Raw genomic sequence first — 1,589 nt, 5'->3', positions numbered from 1 at the left:
GATCGCCTACGCCGCGACCGGGCGCCGCACCTACGAGGCGACGAGCCCGGCGGCGTTCGTCCGCCGCGTCCTGACCGGCTGGCCGGACCTCGCCGGCATCGACCCGGACCTGCGCGAGGTGCTGGAGGACGCGCTGGCCCGCGACCCGGAGCAGCGGCCGGACGCGGCGGAGCTGGCGGCGCGGTTCGCCAACCCCGGGTCGATCGCGCCGCGGCTGCGGCTGAAGCCCGCGCCGCCGCCGGAGCCGCCCCCGCCGCCCAAGCCGAAGCCGCCGGCGGACCGGGTCGTGGCGGGCCGCGCCGCGTTCGCGCAGGCGGGCTTCGCGCTGACGGTCTCGGTGATCGAGGTGTCGCTCGCCGAGGCCAAGCGGGAGCTGGTCGCCGCCGAGCGCAGCCACGCCATCGGCGGGACCTGGTCGGAGCACGCCGCGGGCCACGCCCGCAAGTCCCTCGACGCCGCGACCCGCGCGGCCCGCGACGCGCGGACCGGCACCGGCGTCCCCGCCAACGCCCCCCGGCTCGCCGAGATCTACCAGGCGGCGAGCCTGTACGCGCGGCACGCGCAGGGCCTGCTGCAGGGCCGTCCAGTGATGCCGGGGCAGCTCGCCGACGTCCGCCGCGTCATGGCGCTGCTCGGCACCGCCCGGTTCACCCGCGCCCGCTTCAAGGAGGGGTACGACCCCGCCGAGGTCGACGGGTTCGTCGGCCGCGTCCGCGACTGGCTGGCGGGGGACCGCCGCGGTCTCGCCGAGGTGGTCGGCGCCGACGACGTCCGCGCCCGCTCGTTCACCCTGCGGCGCCTCCGCGAGACCTATGACAAGGACGAGGTCGACGCCTTCCTCGCCGCCCTCGAGACCGAGCTCCGCCGCACCGGCTACGTGTAGTCCGGATCGCTGCGGGCGAGGTGGGGCGGTGGGTAGGGTGGCGGGCCATATGAGCGGCGAGACGAGCCACCAGGAGCACATCGGGCCGTACCGGCTGCTGTCGCGGCCGGCCGGCGGGACCGGCGTGCACCGGGCCACCGGGCCGGACGGGCGCGACGTGGCGATCCGGCTGCTCCCGCCGGGCGCCGCGCCCGACATCGAGCGGATGCGCGCGGTGGCCAGCCCCTACGCGGCGGACGTCCTGGACGGCGAGTCCGGGGTGCGGCGGCCGTACGTGGTGTCGCGGTTCGTACCGGGCCGTCCGCTGGCGGAGGTCGTCGCGGAGCAGGGGCCGATGCCGGGCGACGCGCTGCGGCGGATGGCGGCCGGGCTGGCGAAGGCGCTCGCCGCGGTCCACCGGGCGGGCCTGGCGCACGGCGAGCTGGGGCCCGGGACGGTGCTGGTGGTGGACGGCTCGCCCGTCGTCGTGGACTTCGGGCTGGCCGCGGGGGCGCACGGGCCCGGCGACGTGCACGCGTGGGCGGCGACGGTGACGTTCGCGGCGACCGGGCGGTTCGAGGGTCCGCCGGACGCGCTGCCCGCCGACCTGCGCCCGCTGGTGGCCATGGCCGCGGACCCGGATCCGGCGGCCCGGCCGGACGCGGAGCGCCTCGCGGACGAGGCGTCCCGGCTGGTGCCGCGGCCGGCGCGGCCCGTTCCGGCGCCC

At 79.0% G+C, this 1,589-nt stretch carries 2 protein-coding genes; both read left to right on the top strand.

Going from position 1 to position 1,589, the window contains the following annotated elements; translation table 11 throughout:
• On the top strand, positions 1 to 883 hold an 883-nt coding region (locus F9B16_RS53395), incomplete at its 5' end, for a DivIVA domain-containing protein (protein ID WP_225992676.1).
• A 49-nt stretch (positions 884 to 932) separates the two neighbouring features.
• Positions 933 to 1,589 (top strand): protein kinase domain-containing protein (locus tag F9B16_RS49835; protein ID WP_449700509.1); only part of this gene is annotated, 657 nt, incomplete at its 3' end.

It is taken from the genome of Actinomadura montaniterrae, from assembly GCF_008923365.1.
Classification (GTDB): domain Bacteria; phylum Actinomycetota; class Actinomycetes; order Streptosporangiales; family Streptosporangiaceae; genus Spirillospora; species Spirillospora montaniterrae.
Note: the sequence above shows the minus strand (reverse complement) of the source record. Positions and strands in the feature narration are given on the sequence as shown.